Source organism: Metapseudomonas resinovorans DSM 21078 (genome assembly GCF_000423545.1).
Taxonomy (GTDB): domain Bacteria; phylum Pseudomonadota; class Gammaproteobacteria; order Pseudomonadales; family Pseudomonadaceae; genus Metapseudomonas; species Metapseudomonas resinovorans.
Genome location: NZ_AUIE01000008.1, coordinates 101,395 through 120,367, shown reverse-complemented (window position 1 = coordinate 120,367; position 18,973 = coordinate 101,395). Strand labels below are relative to the sequence as shown.

The 18,973-nt window shown below is 64.1% G+C and carries 17 protein-coding genes; all 17 read left to right on the top strand.

What is annotated here, in order from left to right:
- The first annotated feature begins 71 nt into the window (after positions 1–71).
- The 17 genes from pcaQ (at position 72) to G559_RS0109135 (ending at position 18,970) form a co-directional block, all read left to right on the top strand.
- Positions 72–1,001 carry a pca operon transcription factor PcaQ gene (pcaQ, locus tag G559_RS0109215; RefSeq protein ID WP_028627945.1) on the top strand — a complete coding sequence of 310 codons (930 nt, stop codon included), beginning with the start codon at positions 72–74 and terminating at the stop codon, positions 999–1,001.
- A gap of 152 nt (positions 1,002–1,153) precedes the next feature.
- On the top strand, positions 1,154–1,873 hold the full coding sequence (pcaH, locus tag G559_RS0109210) for a protocatechuate 3,4-dioxygenase subunit beta (RefSeq protein ID WP_028627944.1): 720 nt from the start codon (positions 1,154–1,156) through the stop codon (positions 1,871–1,873).
- Positions 1,874–1,885: 12 nt separating this feature from the next.
- Positions 1,886–2,491, top strand: coding sequence for a protocatechuate 3,4-dioxygenase subunit alpha (gene pcaG / locus G559_RS0109205; RefSeq protein ID WP_028627943.1), 606 nt, complete (start codon positions 1,886–1,888; stop codon positions 2,489–2,491).
- Entirely contained in the window at positions 2,481–3,572 is a 1,092-nt protein-coding gene (gene zapE / locus G559_RS0109200; RefSeq protein ID WP_028627942.1) for a cell division protein ZapE, read from the top strand. Before pcaG ends, zapE begins: the two co-directional genes overlap by 11 nt.
- Before the next feature lie 17 nt (positions 3,573–3,589).
- Positions 3,590–4,519 (top strand): AEC family transporter, encoded by a 930-nt coding sequence (locus G559_RS0109195; protein ID WP_028627941.1) that lies wholly within the window; start codon positions 3,590–3,592, stop codon positions 4,517–4,519.
- An 846-nt stretch (positions 4,520–5,365) separates the two neighbouring features.
- Positions 5,366–5,998, top strand: a complete 633-nt coding sequence (locus G559_RS0109190) for a malonic semialdehyde reductase (protein ID WP_028627940.1) — start codon at positions 5,366–5,368, stop codon at positions 5,996–5,998.
- A 339-nt stretch (positions 5,999–6,337) separates the two neighbouring features.
- Entirely contained in the window at positions 6,338–7,180 is an 843-nt protein-coding gene (locus G559_RS0109185) for an IclR family transcriptional regulator domain-containing protein (RefSeq protein ID WP_028627939.1), read from the top strand.
- A 367-nt stretch (positions 7,181–7,547) separates the two neighbouring features.
- Complete coding sequence (locus G559_RS0109180) at positions 7,548–8,897, top strand: MFS transporter (protein ID WP_028627938.1); 1,350 nt, start codon at positions 7,548–7,550, stop codon at positions 8,895–8,897.
- 142 nt (positions 8,898–9,039) lie between these two features.
- Positions 9,040–9,999 (top strand): AraC family transcriptional regulator, encoded by a 960-nt coding sequence (locus tag G559_RS0109175; RefSeq protein ID WP_028627937.1) that lies wholly within the window; start codon positions 9,040–9,042, stop codon positions 9,997–9,999.
- Between the two features lie 191 nt (positions 10,000–10,190).
- A complete protein-coding gene (benA, locus tag G559_RS0109170) occupies positions 10,191–11,549 on the top strand; it encodes a benzoate 1,2-dioxygenase large subunit (RefSeq protein WP_028627936.1) in 1,359 nt (452 codons plus the stop codon).
- Positions 11,546–12,034 carry a benzoate 1,2-dioxygenase small subunit gene (gene benB / locus G559_RS0109165; protein ID WP_028627935.1) on the top strand — a complete coding sequence of 163 codons (489 nt, stop codon included), beginning with the start codon at positions 11,546–11,548 and terminating at the stop codon, positions 12,032–12,034. Before benA ends, benB begins: the two co-directional genes overlap by 4 nt.
- A gap of 10 nt (positions 12,035–12,044) precedes the next feature.
- Positions 12,045–13,058, top strand: a complete 1,014-nt coding sequence (gene benC / locus G559_RS0109160) for a benzoate 1,2-dioxygenase electron transfer component BenC (RefSeq protein ID WP_028627934.1) — start codon at positions 12,045–12,047, stop codon at positions 13,056–13,058.
- A gap of 125 nt (positions 13,059–13,183) precedes the next feature.
- Entirely contained in the window at positions 13,184–13,960 is a 777-nt protein-coding gene (locus tag G559_RS0109155) for a 1,6-dihydroxycyclohexa-2,4-diene-1-carboxylate dehydrogenase (RefSeq protein ID WP_028627933.1), read from the top strand.
- Between the two features lie 103 nt (positions 13,961–14,063).
- Positions 14,064–15,395 carry an MFS transporter gene (locus G559_RS0109150; RefSeq protein ID WP_028627932.1) on the top strand — a complete coding sequence of 444 codons (1,332 nt, stop codon included), beginning with the start codon at positions 14,064–14,066 and terminating at the stop codon, positions 15,393–15,395.
- 37 nt (positions 15,396–15,432) lie between these two features.
- Positions 15,433–16,647, top strand: a complete 1,215-nt coding sequence (locus tag G559_RS0109145; protein WP_028627931.1) for a benzoate/H(+) symporter BenE family transporter — start codon at positions 15,433–15,435, stop codon at positions 16,645–16,647.
- A 129-nt stretch (positions 16,648–16,776) separates the two neighbouring features.
- Positions 16,777–18,036: an OprD family porin gene (locus tag G559_RS0109140; RefSeq protein ID WP_028627930.1), complete on the top strand. Its 1,260-nt coding sequence runs from the start codon at positions 16,777–16,779 to the stop codon at positions 18,034–18,036.
- Positions 18,037–18,103: 67 nt separating this feature from the next.
- Positions 18,104–18,970: a methyl-accepting chemotaxis protein gene (locus G559_RS0109135; protein WP_028627929.1), complete on the top strand. Its 867-nt coding sequence runs from the start codon at positions 18,104–18,106 to the stop codon at positions 18,968–18,970.
- The last annotated feature ends 3 nt before the right edge of the window (positions 18,971–18,973 follow it).

Below are 18,973 nucleotides of genomic sequence, written 5' to 3'. Positions count from 1 at the left end.
GGCCATGGCCCAGCAGCCCGTCCTTGCGCTAGCCTTCGCAAGCAAGACGTCAAAGGACCGGGACCCCACCGTTGAACATCGATACCCGCATCAAGTTCCGCCATCTGCTGTGCTTCCTCGAAGTGGCCCGCCAGGGCAGTCTGGCCCGTGCGGCGGACCAGCTTGCGGTGAGCCAGCCGGCCATCTCCAAGACCCTCAAGGAGCTTGAAGAAGTCCTTGAGGCCAGCCTGTTCGACCGCAGCAAAAGCGGCGCCAGCCTGACCGAGGCGGGGCTGGCTTTCATGCGTTACGCCGGGCCCTGCGTGCAGGCCCTGCGTGACGGGGTGAACAGCCTGCGCGAAGGCGAGTACGCCGCCGGCACAGTTCGCCTCGGTGTCCTGTCCACCGTCGAAGGGCTATTGGTTCCCGAGGTGGTGAAGCGTTTGCACCAGAGTCATCCCTCTCTGGTGGTCAGCGTGCTCACGGGGCCGGGCGCCTATCTGCTGTCGCAGTTGCGGGTGGGCGAACTGGATCTGGTGGTCGGTCGCATGACCGACAGCCCCGAGATCCACGGCCTGACCTTCGAACACCTGTACAGCGAATCCATGACCCTGGTGGTCAGGGCCGGTCACCCGTTGCTGGAAGAGGGTGCTGACCGCCGCTCGCTGGACGGCTTCCCCCTGGTGCTGCCGCTCGCTGGCACCACCATCCGCAAGCACGCCGATGGCTTCTTCGTGCAGAGCGGCATCAGTCCGCCGCGCCAGCGTCTGGAAACCCTGTCTCTGGCCCTGAGCCGGCGTTACGTGCAGAGCGGCGATGCGGTGTGGATCGCCCCGTTGGACGCCGTGCGCCTGGATCTGGCAAGCGGCGAACTGGTGGAATTGGACCTGGGGTTCAAGGAACCCGGCGGCTCGGTGGGGATCTGCAGCAATGCGTCCTTGCCCCTCTCGCTGGCCGCGCAGTGGGCGGTGGAAACCTTGCGTGAGGCGGCTCGGGACTATCGTGAAGGGCGCCTAGCATAACCATTTGGTTATGGATGAAGGGCGGGATTTCAATTTTCCGCTGGCCTCTACTGGATGAAACTGCGCTCCACGGCCTGCAGCATCACCGAGCGCAGTAGTTTTCGCACAACCTGCATGGGCCGCCCGACAAATCCAAAAAAGAGGAAACCGTGATGTCCGATGCGGAAAACAGCCGTTTCGTCATTCGTGACCGAAACTGGCACCCGAAAGCCTTCACGCCCGATTACAAGACGTCCGTTGCCCGTTCCCCGCGCCAGGCGCTGGTGAGCATCCCGCAGTCTGTTTCCGAGACCAGCGGCCCGGACTTCTCCCACCTGAAGATGGGCCAGCACGACAACGACCTGCTGCTCAACTTCAACAACGGCGGGCTGCCCATCGGTGAGCGCATCATCGTTTCCGGCCGGGTTGTCGACCAATTTGGCAAGCCGGTACCGCATACCCTGGTGGAAATGTGGCAAGCCAACGCCGGCGGCCGCTACCGCCACAAGAACGACCGCTATCTGGCTCCCCTGGACCCGAACTTCGGCGGCGTCGGCCGTGCCCTGACCGACAGCGACGGTTATTACTACTTCCGCACCATCAAACCGGGTCCGTACCCCTGGCGTAACGGCCCCAACGACTGGCGCCCGGCACACATCCACTTCTCCGTCAGCGGGCCGTCCATCTCCACCCGCCTGATCACCCAGCTGTATTTCGAAGGCGACCCGATGATCCCGATGTGCCCCATCGTCAAGAGCATCGCCAACCCCGATGCGGTGCAGACGCTGATCGCCAGGCTCGACATGAGCAACGCCATTCCCATGGATTGCCTGGCCTATCGCTTCGACATCGTCCTGCGCGGCCAGCGCAAAACCCACTTCGAGAACCGCTGAGGAGACGCCCGCATGCCTATCGAACTGCTGCCGGAAACCCCCTCGCAGACCGCCGGCCCCTACGTACACATCGGCCTGGCCCTGGAAGCGGCCGGCAACCCGACCCGCGACCAGGAAATCTGGAGCCAGATGGCCAAGGCAGATGCCCCCGGCCAGCACATCCTGTTGCTGGGCAACGTCTACGACGGCAACGGCCACCTGGTGCGCGACTCCTTCCTGGAGTTCTGGCAGGCCAACCATGAAGGCGTCTACGACAGCGCCTTCGACCTGGAGAAGCCGTTCAACTGCTTCGGCCGCACTGCCACCACCTTCGACGCCGGCGAGTGGACCTTGCACACGGTCAAGCCGGGCGTGGTGAAGAACGCTGCCGGCGTGCCCATGGCACCGCACATCAACGTGTCGCTGTTTGCCCGCGGCATCAACATCCACCTGCAGACCCGTCTCTATTTCGATGACGAGTCCGCCGCCAACGCCGCCGATCCGGTGCTCAACCTGATCGAGCAGCCGCAACGCCGCGAAACGCTGGTGGCGCGCCGCTGCGAGGTGGATGGCAAGCTGGCCTATCGCTTTGACATCCGCATCCAGGGAGAAGGGGAAACGGTGTTCTTTGACTTCTAGGGAGCCCGTATTCGATGGGCAGGCCGAAGCCGTCGGCCGGCGCATCGAACGGCACTTCGAAGCACTGCTGGAGGCCCGGGGCTACCGGGCCGACGCAGCGCAACGCACAGCCATTGGCCACCTCGGCCAATGGCTGGAGTCGTTTCTGGCTGGCAAAAAGTCCTGGCTGAGGCGCCCTTCCGCCGGGCTCTACCTCTGGGGCGGAGTAGGGCGCGGCAAGAGCTTCGTGATGGATGCCTTTTTCAGCGCCGCGCCGCTGTCCGCCAAGCGCCGCGTGCACTTCCATGCCTTCCTCCAGGAATTGCAGGAACGCATGCGCAACTTCGCCGGGCAGCCCGATCCGCTGGTCCTCGCTGCCAGGGCGCTGGCGGCGGAGACTCGACTGCTCTGTTTCGATGAATTCCACGTCCATGACATCGGCGACGCCGTGCTGCTCGGGCGCCTGCTCAAGGTGCTGGTAGAGGAGGGCGTCGGCATGGTCTGCACGTCCAACTATGACCCGGATGGCCTTTGTCCGAACCCGCTGTATCGCGAACGATTCAAGCCGGCGATCGCGCTGATCGAAAAGCGCTTCGACGTGCTCAACCTCGATGGCGGGGAGGATTACCGCCTGCGACGCGGGGAGTTCGAGTCCTGGGGTTCCTATGGCTGGCCTTCGTCGGCCTTTGAAGAGGGCTGGATTGAACGCCAGTTGGGGCTGACCTCAGCCGCCGAGCGTGATGCAGTCATTTCCGTCAACCACCACCCCTTGCGCCTGCGGGCGGTAGAGGGGGAGTGCGCCTGGCTGGATTTCGACGAACTGTGCCGCCGGCCCCATTCCAGTGCCGACTTTCTCTGGTTGAGCCGACGCTTCCGCCATCTCGCCATCAGCACCGCGCCTTGCCTGGGTGAAGAAGCCATCGACGTGCAGCAGCGCTTCGTCAACCTGATCGATATCGCCTACGACGCCGGTACGCGCCTGCTACTGGTCAGCGAGTCCAGCCTGGACGACCTCTGTCGGGGCAAACCCCATATGGACTTCTCCCGCACCCGCAGCCGGTTGCAACAGCTCAAACCGGTCCGGCCGCGCGAGGATCACTGACTACTGAAGAGCCCTGAATGCTCCAGATTCTTGGTATCACCGCTCCCATTTTCATCCTTATCGGCATTGGCTACCTGTCGGCTCGTGGCCGGCTGGTCAGCGCGGAGCAGGTGTTGGGCATGGGCAAGTTCGTCATCAGCTTCGCACTGCCGGCCCTGGTGATCCGCGCGCTGCTGGAAAAGCCCCTGGAGGACGTGTTCGACGCCACCTACCTGCTGGCCTACGGCATCGGTTCCCAGGCGGTGTTCTGGGGCGGATTCCTGTTCGCGCGTCTGGTACGCAAGGACAGCCTGAGCGGCAGTGCCCTGAGTGGCCTGGGCATGTCGGTGTCCAACAGCGGATTCATCGGCTACCCCATCGTCGCCATGGTGCTCGGCTCACCGGCTGCTGTCGCCCTGGCGCTGGGCATGCTGGTGGAAAACCTGCTGATGATTCCCCTGGCACTGGCTATCGCCGAGTTGGGACGGCAGAACGGTGGCGGACTGCGCGCAGCCCTGCTGGATACCTTCATGCGCCTGCTGCGTAACCCGGTGATCATTTCCATCAGCATCGGCCTGGCGTTGGCCCTTTTGGGCGTGCGTTTGCCGAGCGTGCCGGCCAAGGTGATAGAGATGCTGGCGATGGCTTCGGCGCCGGTGGCGCTCTTCGTGATCGGTGCCAGCCTGAACGGCCTCAGAGCTGGCGGCCTGGTGAAGGACGTAGCCCAGCTCAGTATCGGCAAGCTGCTGCTTCACCCGCTGGCGGTCATGCTCAGCTTCCAGTTGCTGCCCCCGGTCGACCCGGTGTTGCGGGTCGCGGGTGTGCTCTTCGCGTGTTCGCCGATGATGAGCATCTACCCGATCCTCGGCCAGCGCTTTGGCCTCGAAGGTCGCTGCGCCGCCGCGCTGGTGGTATGCACCGTGCTGGCTTTCGTCACCATCAGCGGCTTCATCGGTGTGTTGACTTGAGGCAACGATTACAGCGTGCCGCCTTACCGTAGGGGCGATTTCAATCGCTATGTCTGTGTTCATCGGGCGAAGAGCCTTGTAGGAGCTGGCTTGCCAGCGAAACGGGGTCATTCGCTGGCAAGCCAGCTCCTACGGGCAATGCAGCTGCTTGCAACACGTTATACAGACAGAGACTTTTCAATCGCCAAGCAGGCCGCAGGTCTGCCCTTGGGATCTCCTGGGGGCGGCTTCGCCACCCTTGGCGAATGAATTGGCTATGTCTGCGTTAAGTGTTGCTAGACCGTCCTGAGCCCAGCAGCTTGCCGAGTTCTACGGATGTTTCTGGTTTCGCCTTCCCAGGCGAGTCCCTTTCTCAAACGCCAGAAAGGAACCAAAGGGCTTGCCCCTGCATCCGGGTCCGGCTTCTCCGGACTGCCCTCCCTCCATCGTTGCTCCGGGGGCCCGGCGAGAGGGGCCATCCATGGCCCCACACGCCTCTCGCGGCATCCATGCCGCTCGTCCCCCTGCACAACGATTCCGCTCGGCCTCCTGAAGGGGCGCAGTCGCCGCCCCACCTCGTCAGCCCGGTTTCAGGCCCATGTGGGCTTCAGGATGGTTTGTACCTCGCCGGCGCGAGTCACCCCTCTACCTCTGGGAGAGGGGCTGGGGCGGGCCGCGTTCGGATGAGGGTTTTGTCAGGCTGGCGCGGAAGCCTAAAAGGCCTGCGCTAGAGCGCTTCTCTCAACGTCGCAACAGCTAACGCAGACATAGCCAATGAATTCGCCCCCACAAGTGGTGCTCGGCACTGACTATCCTCACTAGGTCTTCCGCACACGCGTGCGGTCACCCTGATCAGAGGAGGCGGCGATGAGCAAGCAACTGAGCGAGGAAGGCCTGGACCTGCTGTTTCGCCAGGCACGGACCTACAGTGCCTGGCAGGACAAACCCGTGAGCGACGACATCCTGCGTCAGCTCTACGACCTGATGAAATGGGGTCCCACCAGCGCAAACTGCTGCCCGGCGCGCATCCTCTTCCTGCGTACGCCCGAGGCCAAACGCCGCCTGCTGCCGGCCCTGGCGCCGGGCAACGTGGACAAGACCATGGCGGCGCCGGTTACCGCCATCATTGCCTATGACCTGAAGTTCTACGAGCAACTGCCCAAGCTCTTCCCGCACACCGATGCACGTGCCTGGTTCGCCGATACACCGGAGCTGGCGGGGCTCACCGCGCGGCGCAACAGCTCGCTGCAAGGGGCCTATTTCATCATCGCGGCCCGGGCCCTCGGGCTGGACTGCGGGCCCATGTCGGGATTCGACAATGCCATGGTGGACCATGAGTTCTTTCCGGCGGATGGCCACGCCAACGCCTTCCAGCTGGAGCACTTCCCGGACAGCCAGGTGAAATCGAGTTTCCTCTGCAACCTGGGTTATGGCGATCCATCGAAACTGCACGCCCGTGCGCCACGCCTGGATTTCGACGAGGCGTGCAAGCTGTTGTAGGGAATGGAGCCCGAGGAATTGTGGGGGCGATTTCAATCGCTAGGCAGACCACAGGTCTGCCCTTCGGACTTGAAGGGGCAGCTGTGCTGTCCTTGGCGAATGAATTCGCCCCCACATGGCACGCCAGGGTGTTGACGTTTGCCGCGCTGGGGGGGGGATTGCGGCTGCGCCTCTTGAGCGAAGCCGTTGCCGGGCGCCGAGGTACCTGATCAAACCGGGGCGCCGGTTGGCAGCGGCAAAAGTAAGAGTCGAAGGCAATCAGGTCAATTGCGATTATCGAACTTTGGTTCGATAATCGGCCGGACTTGCCCTGACCGCGATCCACCAAGGACAACAAGAATGACTGAAGAACTGCGCGCCCCGCTGCCTCCCTTGGCCCCGCCGATCATCGCCTCGCCGGCCAAGCGGATCGAAGCCTTCACCGGTGACCCCAACTTCATGACCTCGCTGGCCCGCGGCCTGGCGGTGATTCATGCGTTCCAGGAGCGCAAGCGCCACCTGACCATCGCCCAGATCAGCCACCGCACCGAGATTCCCCGTGCTGCCGTGCGCCGCTGCCTGCACACCCTGATGAAGCTGGGCTATGTCACCACCGACGGGCGCACCTACTCGCTGCTGCCCAAGGTGCTGACCCTGGGCCACGCCTACCTGTCCTCGACGCCGCTGGCGGTCACCGCCCAGCCGATCCTCGACCGCCTCAGCGACCAACTCCACGAAGCCTGCTCCATGGCCACCCTGGAAGGCGAGGAGATCCTCTACATCGCTCGCTCCGCAACGCCCAACCGGCTGATCTCGGTGGACCTCAGCGTTGGCAGCCGCCTGCCGGCCTATTGCACCTCCATGGGCCGGATTCTCCTGGCAGCGCTGGACGATGCCGCGCTGGACGACTACCTCGAACATGCCGACCTGCAGGTGAAGACCAGCCGCACTGTGCACACCGTCGATGGCCTGCGCGCCAGCATCGCGGAAATCCGCCGCCAGGGCTGGGTGATCATCGACCAGGAGCTGGAGATGGGCCTGCGCTCGGTGGCGGTACCGGTCCGTGATTCCGCCGGCCAGGTGCTGGCCGCGTTGAACGTCGGCACCCATGTCGGCCGCGTCAGCCGCCAGGAGCTGGAAACCCGCTACCTGCCTGCGCTGCTGGAGGCGAGCAAGGAACTGAGCACGCGGTTGTTTCATTGAACCGACCGGCGAACTCGACTGTAGGGGCGATTTCAATCGCCAAGGGCTGCAAAGCGGCCCCCCTGTTCCGAGGGCAGACCTTCGGCCTGCTTGGCGACTGAATTCGCCCCTGCGAGAGCATCGTCCGGCAAAGCGTTCGACTATCGAACGCTTTGCCGATTATCGAATTGAACCGCCCGGCGACTCTTCGTAAGGTCTGCACAGCCGCGCCACCAGCCAGCGCGGCCGATAACAACAATGAGAGTTCGTTCCGGTGAAGGCCTGTACTGCCGGACACACCCTCATTCCTGTCCAGTCCGAGTCTTCCCCGTCAGAGGCCGCATAGAACGGCCCGCATGCGGTGGAGGGCCATCGCAGGAATCCTTGCATGACCAGCCCAGCCCATCTGCCCGCCACGGGCACCCTCGACGTTCAATCCTTCATCAACGCCCAGCCGCTATCCGCCTATCAATGGCGCGTTGTGCTGTTGTGTTTCCTCATCGTTTTCCTCGACGGCCTGGATACCGCCGCCATGGGCTTCATCGCCCCGGCGCTGACCCAGGACTGGGGCATCGACCGCGCCAGCCTCGGCCCGGTGATGAGCGCCGCGCTGATCGGCATGGTGTTCGGGGCGCTTGGCTCCGGTCCCATGGCCGACCGTTTCGGTCGCAAGGTGGTGTTGGTGACGGCGGTATTCCTGTTCGGGCTGTTCAGCCTGATTTCCGCCTTCAGCGCCAACCTCGAACAACTGCTGATCCTTCGTTTCCTGACTGGCCTGGGCCTGGGCGCTGCCATGCCCAACGCCACCACGCTGCTCTCGGAGTACACCCCGGAACGCCTCAAGTCGCTGCTGGTGACCAGCATGTTCTGCGGCTTCAACCTCGGCATGGCGTCCGGCGGCTTCGTGTCCGCCTCGATGATCCCGGCCTACGGCTGGCAAAGCCTGCTGCTGCTCGGCGGCATCCTGCCGCTGATCCTGGCCGTGGTGCTGTTGCTGTGGCTGCCCGAATCGGCGCGTTTCCTCGTGGTGCGCAACAAGGGCGATGAAAAAGTCCGCAAGGCGCTCGCGCCCATCGCGCCCGGTGAGGTAGCCGTGGCCCGGGGCTTCAGCGTGCCGGAACAGAAGACCGTGCAGAGCCGCAACGTCTTCAAGGTGATCTTCTCCGGTACCTACAGCGCCGGAACCTTGCTGCTCTGGCTCACCTATTTCATGGGACTGGTGATCGTCTACCTGCTCACCAGCTGGCTGCCCACCCTGATGCGCGACAGTGGCGCCAGCATGGAACAGGCCGCCTTCATTGGTGCGCTGTTCCAGTTCGGTGGTGTGCTCAGCGCCGTCGGTGTGGGCTGGGCCATGGACCGCTTCAACCCGCACAAGGTCATTGGCGTGTTCTACCTGATGGCCGGCGTCTTCGCTTATTTCGTCGGCCAGAGCCTCGGTGAAGTGACCCTGCTGGCAACCTTGGTCCTGCTGGCCGGCATGTGTGTCAACGGCGCGCAATCGGCCATGCCGTCCCTGGCGGCGCGCTTCTACCCGACCCAGGGCCGCGCAACGGGCGTTTCCTGGATGCTCGGCATCGGCCGCTTCGGCGCCATCCTCGGTGCCTGGATCGGCGCGACCCTGTTGGGCCTGGGCTGGAACTTCGAGCAAGTGCTGACGGCATTGGTCGTACCGGCCGCCATTGCCACGGCCGCCGTGGTGATCAAGGGGCTTGTCAGCCACGCCGACGCGACCTGATTCCGCCGGCGCATTCGTAACCGTTTATCTCCACTTGAGGCGTGTAGGAAAAGGCTCACATAGAATCGCGGTATCGGTCCGCGGGTGCTTACCAGCGATGGCATGACGCCCGCGGCATATAACAACGACAAGAGTGCCTGGTATGGATAGTCGCCTGCTGAGTGAGCGCAGTAGGGTGTTCGAGCGTGCGGACCCCTACGCAGTGTCCGGATATGTGAACCAGCACGTCGGTTCGCACTGCATTCGGTTGCCCGCCGCCGGCCACCCCGAAGCCAGCCTCAACCACCGCAAGTTCGCCAACCTCGACCTCTGCCGCATCAGCTACGGCGGCGCCGTCCGCGTCACCTCGCCCGCGCTGGAAACCATCTACCACCTGCAGATTCTCCTCAGCGGACACTGCCTCTGGCGCGGCCACAAGCGGGAGCATTACCTGGCTCCCGGCGAGCTGCTGCTGATCAACCCCGACGACCCGGTGGACCTGACCTACTCGGACGACTGCGAAAAGTTCATCCTGAAAATGCCGACCACGCTGCTCGAATCCATCTGTGACGAGCAGCGCTGGCACCGGCCCAGCGCCGGTGTGCGCTTCCTGCAGAACAACTACCGGCTCGACGAGCTGGAGGGGTTCGTCAACCTGCTGGCGATCGTCTGCCAGGAAGCCGAGGCCAGTGACGTGCTGCCGCGGGTGCAGGAGCATTACGCGCAGATCGTTGCGAGCAAGATGCTCAGCCTGATGAAGACCAACGTCAGCCGCGAGAGCCTGGGCTGCCAGGAAGCTTCGTTCGATCGCATCCTGGTCTACATCGAGCACAACCTGAAGCAGGACATCAGCAGCGAATTCCTCGCCCGCCAGGCCAGCATGAGCCTGCGCTCCCTCTACGCGCTGTTCGAGCGCCATCTGGGCACCACGCCCAAGCACTACATCCGCCAGAAGAAGCTGGAGCGCATCCGCGCCTGCCTGGCCGACCCGAGCTGCAACGTGCGTAACGTCACCGAGCTGGCCCTGGACTACGGCTTCCTGCACCTGGGGCGCTTCTCCGAGAGCTACAAGAGCCAGTTCGGCGAACTGCCTTCGGACACCCTGAAACGCCGCGGGTTGTAACGCCAATCCCTCGCTCTCTGACTGTAGGGGCGAATGCATTCGCCCCTACAACCGTTGCCCCTATCCGGTTTTGCTGACAACCACCACCGCTCTGCACAAAACGGATAGCGATCTGCAAAAAGCGGATATTGCCGATTTCTCCGCATCCCTAACCTGACCTGGCCTGAACAATAACAACGGAGGCCCTGGCCATGTCCCTGGGATTCGATTTTCTGCATTCCCTGCTTGAGGAAGACAAGGAGAAGGGCATCTACCGCTGCAAGCGGGAGATGTTCACTGACCCGCGTCTGTTCGATCTGGAGATGAAACACATCTTCGAAGGCAACTGGCTGTATCTCGCCCACGAGAGCCAGATTCCCGAGAAGAACGACTACCTCACCCTGACCATGGGGCGCCAGCCGATCTTCATCGCGCGCAACAAGGACGGTGAGCTCAACGCCTTCCTCAATGCCTGCAGCCATCGCGGCGCGCAGCTCTGCCGGCACAAGAGCGGAAACCGCTCCTCCTATACCTGCCCCTTCCACGGCTGGACCTTCAACAACTCCGGCAAACTGCTGAAGGTGAAGGACCCGGCTGAAGCCGGCTACCCGTCCAGCTTCAACTGCGAAGGCTCCCATGACCTGACGAAAGTGGCTCGCTTCGAGTCCTATCGCGGCTTCCTCTTCGGTAGCCTGAATGCCGACGTGAAACCCCTGGTCGAGCACCTGGGCGAGTCCGCCAAGATCATCGACATGATCGTCGACCAGTCCCCTGAGGGCCTGGAAGTCCTGCGCGGATCGAGCAGCTATATCTACGAGGGCAACTGGAAGCTGACCGCCGAGAACGGCGCCGACGGCTACCACGTGAGCTCCGTGCACTGGAACTACGCCGCCACCCAGAACCAGCGCAAGCAGCGCGAGGCCGGCGAAGAGATCAAGACCATGAGCGCCGGCAGCTGGGCCAAGAACGGCGGCGGTTTCTACTCCTTCGATCACGGTCACCTGCTGCTCTGGACCCGCTGGGCCAACCCGGAAGACCGCCCGCTCTACGAGCGCCGCGATGAACTGGCCCAGGACTTCGGCAAGGCCCGCGCCGACTGGATGATCGAGAACTCGCGCAACCTCTGCCTGTACCCGAACGTCTACCTGATGGACCAGTTCAGCTCGCAGATCCGTATCGCCCGGCCGATCTCCGTCAACCAGACCGAAATCACCATCTACTGCATCGCGCCCAAGGGCGAGAGTGCAGAGGCGCGTGCCAAGCGCATCCGCCAGTACGAAGATTTCTTCAACGTCAGCGGCATGGCCACCCCGGATGACCTGGAAGAGTTCCGCTCCTGCCAGCTGGGCTACCAGGGCAACCGTGGCTGGAACGACATGTCCCGCGGCGCCGAGCACTGGGTCGAAGGCGCTGACGCCGCCGCCCAGGAAATCGACCTGCATCCGCTGCTCTCCGGCGTACGCACCGAGGACGAAGGCCTGTTCGTGCTGCAACACAAGTACTGGCAGGAAACCATGCTCAAGGCCGCCGCGGCCGAGCAGCAACTGATCCCCGTGGAGGCCGTGCAATGAGCATCTCTTACGACGCCGTGCGCGACTTCCTCTACCGCGAAGCGCGCTACCTCGACGACAAGGACTGGGACAACTGGCTGGAGCTGTACGCCGCCGACGCGACCTTCTGGATGCCGTCCTGGGACGACCGCGACGAGCTGACCGAAGATCCGCAGACCGAAATCTCGCTGATCTGGTACGGCAACCGTGGCGGCCTGGAAGACCGCGTCTTCCGCATCAAGACCGACCGTTCCAGCGCGACCATGCCGGACACCCGCACCTCCCACAACATCAGCAACATCGAGATCCTCGACGTGGCTGACGGGCAGTGCCAGGTGCGCTTCAACTGGCACACCCTGAGCTACCGCTACAAGACCGTGGACAGCTACTTCGGCACCAGCTTCTACACCCTCGACGTGCGCGGCGAGAGCCCGCAGATCAAGGCGAAGAAGGTGGTCCTGAAAAACGATTACGTGCGTCAAGTCATCGACGTCTACCACATCTAGGGTGCCTGCCATGTCCCATAAAATTGCACTGACTTTCGAAGACGGCGTCACCCGTTTCATCGACGCCACCCCCAGCGAAACCGTGGCCGATGCGGCCTATCGCCAGGGCATCAACATCCCGCTGGACTGCCGTGACGGCGCCTGCGGCACCTGCAAGTGCTTCGCCGAAGCCGGCCGCTACGACATGGGCCAGGACTACATCGAAGACGCACTGAGCGAAGACGAAGCCGCCCAGGGCTACGTGCTCACCTGCCAGATGCGCGCCGAGAGCGACTGCGTGGTGCGCGTGCCGGCGTCCTCCGACGTCTGCAAGACCCAGCAGGCCAGCTTCGAGGCGAGCATCAGCGCGGTTCGCCAGCTGTCCGACAGCACCATCGCGCTGTCCATCAAGGGTGAGTCCCTGAGCAAGCTGGCCTTCCTGCCGGGCCAGTACGTGAACCTCAAGGTGCCGGGCAGTGAGCAGACCCGTGCCTATTCCTTCAGCTCCCTGCAGAAGGACGGCGAAGTCAGCTTCCTGATCCGCAACGTACCGGGCGGCCTGATGAGCAGCTTCCTCACCGGCCTGGCCAAGGCCGGCGACAGCCTGTCCCTGGCCGGGCCCCTGGGCAGCTTCTACCTGCGGGATATCCGCCGTCCGCTGCTGCTGCTGGCTGGCGGCACGGGCCTGGCGCCCTTCACCGCCATGCTGGAAAAGATCGCGGAAGAGGGCAGCGAGCACCCGCTGCACCTGATCTACGGCGTGACCCACGACTTCGATCTGGTGGAAATGGACAAGCTGGAAGCCTTCGCCGCGCGCATCCCCAACTTCACCTTCAGCGCCTGCGTGGCCAACCCGGAAAGCAGCTACCCGCAGAAGGGCTACGTGACCCAGCACATCGCGCCCAAGCACCTCAACGACGGCGACGTCGATGTCTACCTGTGCGGCCCGCCGCCCATGGTCGAGGCGGTCAGCCAGTACATCCGCGAACAGGGCATTGCGCCTGCGAACTTCTACTACGAGAAGTTCGCCGCCAGCGCTGCGTAATTCACCCCTCTCCCACTTGTGGGAGAGGGGCCGGGGGAGAGGGCAGGGCTGTCGCACAGAATCCACCCTCTCCCCAACCCTCTCCCTGAAGGGAGAGGGGGCTCACTACATTGGGGTGCATTGCCATGAACAAGAGATTCCAGGACAAGGTCGCGCTGGTCACCGGCGCAGCGCAGGGCATCGGTCGCCGCGTTGTCGAGCGGCTGGTGGAGGAGGGGGCACGGGTGGTTGCTGTGGACCGCTCCGAGCTGGTGTTCGAACTGCTGGACGAGCTGGGGCCGGGCGTCGACGTACTCGCCCTGACCGCCGACCTCGAACAATTCGCCGAATGCCATCGCGTGGCTGCTTGCGCGGTAGAACGCTTCGGCCGGCTGGACATCCTCATCAACAATGTGGGCGGGACCATCTGGGCCAAGCCCTACGAGCATTACCAGCAGCACGAGATCGAGGCTGAAGTGCGTCGCTCGCTGTTCCCGACACTCTGGTGCTGCCACGCTGCGCTGCCCTACATGCTGGAGCAGGGCGCGGGTGCCATCGTCAACGTGTCCTCCATCGCCACCCGTGGCGTGAACCGCGTGCCCTACGGCGCGGCGAAAGGTGGGGTGAATGCGCTGACCGCCTGCCTGGCCTTCGAGAACGCCGAACGCGGCATTCGCGTCAACGCCACCGCGCCAGGCGGTACCGAAGCGCCGCCGCGCCGCATTCCGCGCAACAGCGCCGAGCAGAACGCGCAGGAGAAAGTCTGGTACCAGCAGATCGTCGACCAGACGGTCGACAGCAGCCTGATGAAACGCTACGGCACCATCGACGAACAGGCCGGCGCGATCCTCTTCCTGGCCTCCGACGATGCCTCCTACATCACCGGTGTGACCTTGCCGGTGGGTGGAGGTGACCTGGGCTAAGAACACCGTGGTGATGGGTTGATAGCGAGGAATGACCGTCCGGGCACCGTCACGCGCCCGTCCCTGCGGTTTCTACACAACAAAAACAAAAGAGACAGATGCCATGCGAAAACTCGACGTACACGAGATCATCGACAACGCGCGCTTCACGCCCTTCCACTGGATGGTGATGTGCTGGTGCGCCCTGCTGCTCATCTTCGACGGCTACGACCTGTTCATCTACGGCGTGGTCCTGCCGGTACTGATGAAAGAGTGGGGCCTGACCCCGCTGGAAGCCGGCGCCCTGGGCAGCTATGCGCTGTTCGGGATGATGTTCGGCGCGCTGTTCTTCGGGCCCCTGGCCGACAAGATCGGCCGCAAGAAGGGCATCGCCATCTGCTTCGTGCTCTTCTCCGGTTTCACCGTGCTCAATGGCTTCACCAGTACCCCGACCGAGTTCGGTATCTGCCGCTTCATGGCGGGCCTGGGCATCGGCGGACTGATGCCCAACGTGGTGGCGCTGATGAACGAGTACGCGCCGAAGAAACTGCGCAGCACCCTGGTCGCCATCATGTTCAGCGGCTACTCCCTGGGCGGCATGCTGTCCGCGGGCGTGGGTATCTACATGCTGCCGCGCTTCGGCTGGGAGGCCATGTTCTTCGCCGCCGCCGTGCCGCTGCTGATGCTGCCGCTGATCCTCTGGTACCTGCCGGAGTCCGTCGGCTTCCTGCTGCGCCAGGGCCGGACCGAGCAGGCCCGCGCCATCCTCAAGCGGATTGCCCCCGAGCGTGAACTGCGTGACGACGACCTCCTGGAACTGACCGAAACCAAGACCCAGGGCGCCCCGGTACTGGAACTGTTCCGCGAGGGACGCGGCCTGCGCACCCTGATGATCTGGGTCGCGTTCTTCTGCTGCCTGCTGATGGTTTACGCCCTGAGCTCCTGGCTGCCGAAGCTGATGGCCAACGCCGGCTACAGCCTGGGCTCGAGCCTGTCCTTCCTGCTGGCCCTGAACTTCGGCGGCATGTTCGGCGCCATCGCCGGCGGCTTCCTCGGCGACCGCTTCAACCTGCCGAAGGTGGTTGCGGCCTTCTTCATCGTCGCGGCGGTGTCCATCAGTCTGCTGGGCTTCAAGAGCCCGACCCCGGTGCTCTACCTGCTGATCGGCATTGCCGGCGCCACCACCATCGGCACGCAGATCCTGCTGTACGCGACCGCCGCGCAGTTCTATGGCCTGGCGATCCGCTCCACGGGACTCGGCTGGGCCTCTGGCGTCGGCCGCAACGGCGCCATCGTCGGCCCGCTGCTGGGCGGTGCGCTGCTGGGCATCAACCTGCCGCTGCAACTGAACTTCATGGCCTTCGCCATCCCCGGCGCCATCGCGGCCCTGGCCATGTGCTTCGTCCATCTGCAGCAAACCCGGGTTGCACCGCTGGCAACTGCTGCACAGGGTTAAGCCTGACCACGAGTCGCAACACTGGCCGGGAGGCAGCATGCGCACCTTGTTCAAGGACTGTTCATTGTCCGCCGTGGTGGCGGGATTCATCGCCACCATGATTTCCTACGCCGGCCCCCTGGTCATCGTGTTCCAGGCGGCGGAGAGCGGCGGCATGCCGGCCGAACTGCTGTCGTCCTGGGTATGGGCGATCTCCATCGGCAGCGGGGTGCTGGGGATCGTCCTCAGCCTGCGCTTCAAGGTGCCGGTGATCATCGCCTGGTCGGCGCCCGGTTCCGCGTTGCTGGTGTCCATGCTGCCGGGCATCAGCGCGCAAGAGGCGGTAGGCGCTTATGTCATGGCCAACGCCATCATCCTGCTGGTGGGGCTGTCCGGCGCCTTCGACCGCATCGTCGGCAAGCTGCCGGGGGCCATTTCGGCGGCGATGCTGGCGGGCATCCTGTTCAGCTTCGGCACCCGCCTGTTCACCTCCCTCAAGGACGAACCGGCGATGGTGATGGCGATGTTCCTCACCTACCTGGTGGTGCGGCGACTGTCCCCGCGATACGCGGTGATGGCCGTGCTGCTGGTGGGCTGCGGCATCGCCGCCGGCAGCGGCCAGCTCAACACCTCGGCCCTGGTGATCGGCTTCGCCACGCCGGAATGGGTCACGCCGGTGTTCACCTGGCACGGTCTGTTCAACATTGCCCTGCCGCTGGTGATGGTGGCCCTGACCGGGCAGTTCGTCCCCGGCGTCGCGGTACTGCGCAACGCCGGCTACCGGACACCGGCCAGCCCGATCATTTCCGCCAGCGGCCTGGGCAGCCTGCTGCTAGCCCCGTTCGGCTGCCACGGCCTGACCCTGGCGGCCATTACCGCGGCAATCTGCACCGGTCGCGAGGCCCATGAAGACCCGGCGAAACGCTACGTCTCCGGCGTGGTGGGCGGGGTGTTCTACCTGTTGCTGGGCATCTTCGGTGCGACCCTGGTATCGATCTTCACCGCACTGCCCAAGGAACTGATCGCGGCACTGGCAGGGCTCGCGCTGTTCGGCGCCATCGCCGGTGCGCTGGCCGGTTCCATGGCTGTGCCCGAAGACCGCGAGGCCGCGCTGATCACCTTCCTGGTTACGGCGTCGGGTATGTCCTTCCTCGGGCTGTCGGCTGCGTTCTGGGGGCTGATCTTCGGCATCGTCGCCCACCTGCTGCTGACGGCGCGCCGTGTGCCCAAGGCTTCACCGGAACGGGAGGAAGTGCTCGAACCCAATCCCTGACCTGACCCGGTGATGGAGCTTCTGCGGGAGCTGTCCGCAGCCATCACCACACCTTCCCCGACCTGCGTGCATGGCCCCGACAGAGGGCCGGCGGGGGAGTTTTGTCCCCATAAAAACAAGAGTGACGACATGACCCACAACAAAAGCAAACTGTGTGTACTGCTTTCCGCCGGCGTCAGCGCCGGTTTCGCCCAGGCCGCCGAGTCCGGCTTCATCGAGGATTCGACAGCGACCCTGCAGGCGCGCAACTACTACTTCAGCCGTGATTATTCCGACATCGTCGGACCGAACCAGCAGTCCAAGGCCGAGGAATGGGCCCAGGGCTTCATCCTCAATTTCAAGTCCGGCTACACGCCGGGGCAGGTGGGTTTCGGCATCGACGCCATCGGCACCCTCGGCATCAAGCTCGACAGCAGCCCTGACCGGGTCAATACCGGCCTGCTGCCCGTCCAGGAGGACGGCAAGGCCGCCGATGATTACAGCCGCCTCGGCGTGGCAGGCAAGATGCGCTTCTCCAAGACCGAGCTGAAAGTAGGGGAGCTGCAACCCAACCTGCCGGTGCTGGTGTTCAGCGATATCCGTTTGCTGCCGCCGAGCTACCAGGGCGCCAGCATCACCTCCAACGAAATCGCCGGGCTGACCGTGCAGGGCGGCCACCTCACCAGCACCAGCCTGCGCAACGAGGCCGGCGACGACAAGCTGCAGGCCATGCTTGGCCACTTGCCGCAGCGCCAGGCCTCCAGCGACGCCTTCAACTACGCGGGCGCCGATTACGCCTTCAATGCCAACCGCACCACGCTCAGCGCCTGGTATGCGCAGCTGGAAGACATCTACGACCAGCGCTTCTTCGGCCTCAAGCACAGCGAACCGGTGGGCAATTGGATACTGGGCGCCAACGTCGGCTATTTCGACTCCAGCGAAGACGGCAAGAAGCTCATCGGCGACATCGACAACCAGGCTTTCTTCTCCCTGCTGTCGGCCAAGCGTGGCGGCCATACCTTCTATGTCGGCTACCAGGCGATGTATGGCGACAGCGCCTTCCCGCGCGTATTCGCCAACGTCAGCCCGCTGGGTAACGAAGTGCCCACCTACGAGTTCGCCTTCGCCGACGAACGTTCCTGGCAGGTGCGCTACGACTACGACTTCGCCGCCCTCGGCATCCCCGGCCTGGTGGCCAGCACCCGCTACATCACCGGCGACAACGTGGATACCGGCCAGGGCTTCGAGGGCAAGGACCGGGAGCGCGACCTGGACATCAGCTACGCCTTCCAGAGCGGCGCCCTCAAGGGCCTCGGCGTGCGGGTGCGCAACGTGATGGCGCGCTCCAACTACCGCACCGACATCGACGAGAACCGGCTGATCCTGTCCTACACCTGGACACTGTTCTAAGACCGAGCGCCGTGGCCTTTCATGGGCACGGCCTGCTTTACCCGCGATGTAGAAGGAGCCTTCATCCATGTCCCGCAGAACCCTGGCCGCAGTGTTGCTTGGCAGTGGCGGCCTGATTGCCTTGATCGCTTTTCACATGAGCAATGGATGGCTATTGGCCCTGGCGCTGATCGGCATCGTTGCCAGTGGCCTGCTGTATCACTTCCAGCAACCTGAAACGGTGGAAGTACGCGTAGAGGTACCGGTCAGCGAACCGGTCGTTCAGGTGCATGCGACAGCGGCACCGGAGCCGGTGCGACCTGTTTCGCATAACCACCTGCAACTGCCATTGAGCGAACTGCTCGACGCCATCCTCCAGTGCGAAGCGGACATGCAGTACGCCAACTCGCTGGCCCGTGCCGCCGGCGAGAAGGTCCAGCTGGGTGCCGAGAGCATGCAGGCCACCGCCGGGGCCATCGGCGAGCTGGATGCCTACATGGCCCACATCGGCCAGGTGTTCAACGAGCTGGGTAGCCAGTCCATGCGCATCGGCGCCATCGTCGGCAGCATCCAGGACATCGCAAAACAGACCAACCTGCTGGCCCTGAATGCCGCCATCGAGGCGGCCCGGGCCGGTGCTCACGGGCGCGGCTTTGCCGTGGTGGCGGACGAGGTACGCAATCTCTCGCTGCGGGCCAATGAATCCAGCGGGCAGATCCGCCTGATCGCTGAGGGCCTGCAGAAGGCCGCGGTCGATGCGAGGGAGGGGATGGAACACGTCAGCGGTTCTACCCGCGCCGGCCTGGAGAAGTCCGCCGCCGCCCTGCAGGCCATGGGGGAGATGCGCGCCGGTGCAGCGGCGCGGGTGGAAATCGTCGAGCGGATCGTCCAGCGCCTCGCGGGGCAGCGAGGGCTGGCGCAACGGATGGTCGGATTGCTGGAGGAAGGCACCTGACAG